This is a genomic window from Kitasatospora sp. NPDC001225, from assembly GCF_053597855.1.
This window is the reverse complement of sequence record NZ_JBSFJC010000414.1, coordinates 1-1,729: the sequence shown is the minus strand read 5'-3', so window position 1 is coordinate 1,729 and position 1,729 is coordinate 1. Positions and strand designations below refer to the sequence as shown.

At 69.8% G+C, this 1,729-nt stretch carries 1 protein-coding gene and 1 pseudogene; one reads left to right on the top strand and one right to left on the bottom strand.

Going from position 1 to position 1,729, the window contains the following annotated elements; genetic code table 11:
* Positions 1-508 precede the first annotated feature (508 nt).
* A pseudogene (locus tag ACWDCZ_RS41050) lies at positions 509-1,256 on the top strand (DNA-methyltransferase).
* Positions 1,257-1,337: 81 nt separating this feature from the next.
* Here ACWDCZ_RS41050 and ACWDCZ_RS41045 read toward each other — a convergent pair.
* Positions 1,338-1,729, bottom strand: a 392-nt coding sequence (locus tag ACWDCZ_RS41045; protein ID WP_449818682.1) for a DUF5655 domain-containing protein, incomplete at its 5' end; no start/stop codon positions are given.

The following is a 1,729-nucleotide window of genomic DNA, read 5'->3' as shown; positions in this document are numbered from 1 at the left end:
AATACTATTCTGCGGAATCGCTGGGGAGCGTGGGGGGTTTTGTTTGTGTTGGGGGCGCGGCCTCCTGTGGCGACCTCGCCCGCGCCCCCCCACCGGTGGTGAAACCGCCGTTCAGGGCGGGTCCGGGTCAGGGGAGTTGGTAGCTCCCGGACGCCGGTCTCGGGTCACGCGCGGCAGCCGGCCGCGCTCGTAATCTCAGCTGGAACACGAGGCACCCCTCGGGCGTAGGGAAGATTCGCGCACTCCGTCGCGCGGTCTCGCCTGGGCGGGACAGCGCGGGCCAATGCGCCCCGGTTCGGGCCGACTTGGCCCGCTGCCCGGTTGGCATGGCGAGACAGTAGACGCGAACTCCGGCCGCGCCAAACGAGCCCCGACCAGCCTCGACGTCCTCGTGCTGTCCGTTAGGCACGGCTGCCGATCGCGGCTACCGTCCCCTGCACCACCGCTCCCGGCGGCTGCCACGGCGCGCCGCCCGGAGCCGGTAAACCCCTGCCCGAGGAAGGCCCCCGTGAACGACTTCACCCTCCACCGAGGCGACGCCCTCACCGTGCTGAAGAACCTCCCCGACGAGTCCGTCAACGCGGTCATCACCGACCCGCCGTACAACAGCGGCGGCCGCACCAGCTCCGAGCGCACCAGCCGCGACGCCCGCGCCAAGTACGTCACCAGCGGCTCCGCCCACGACCTCCAGACCTTCCCCGGCGAGAACCGCGACCAGCGCTCCTACCGCGCCTGGCTCACCGAACTCCTCACCGAGGCCTACCGGGCGAGCACCGAGCACGCGGTCGCCATGGTCTTCTCCGACTGGAGGCAGGAGCCCACCACCAGCGACGCCCTCCAGATGGCCGGCTGGACCTGGCAGGGCACCATCCCCTGGATCAAGCCCGCAAGCCGACCGCGGAAGGGCGGCTTCAAACAGTCCGCCGAGTTCATCACCTGGGGCGTCAAGGGCACCCTCGACAACAGCCGCAACCTCTACCTGCCCGGCCAGTTCCGCCAGCCAGCCACGCAAGGACCGCGTCCACATCACCCAGAAGCCGCTGGAGATCATGCAGCAGCTCGTCCAGATCTGCCCCGAAGGCGGCACCGTCCTCGACCCCTTCACCGGCAGTGGCTCCACCGGCGTTGCTGCCCTGCGCGAGGGCCGGCGCTTCGTCGGCGTTGAACTCTCCCCGCACTACGCCGAGATCGCCGAACAGCGCCTGCGAGCAGAGCTGACCCAGGACGACTTCGCCCTCGCCGGACCGGAGGCCTGACCATGAGAACCACCAGGCCAATGGCCCACAGACGCGAAAGGGCGGCTGGATCACCACGCTCCAGCCGCCCGTTTCCGCCGGTCAGGACTCCATGACCGCCCGCCGGATCAACGGCACCGCCTTCTCGAGGTCCGCCGACGAAGCGATCCGCACCTCCAGATCACCCGTCCCCAGGTGCCCGACGTTACGCACGTCCCGCGTGAAGCCCTCCTCCAGCTCCACCGAGTCCGGGCCCAAGCGCAGGTAGACCAGCAGCGCCCCGTGCCCCGGGCGGAACACGACCGAGGCCACGTTCAGGATCCGCCGGTAGGCGATGTAGTGCTTCAGCAGCACAACCTCCAGCTCACCCGCCGCTGCCAGCACCTCGTCCAGCTCGCCGTACAGCTCCTGTAGACGTCCAGGCTCCTCCACCTGCGACGCTTCCACTGGCACCGCGACCACCTCCGGCTCGGCATGCACCTCGCCAGCTGGCT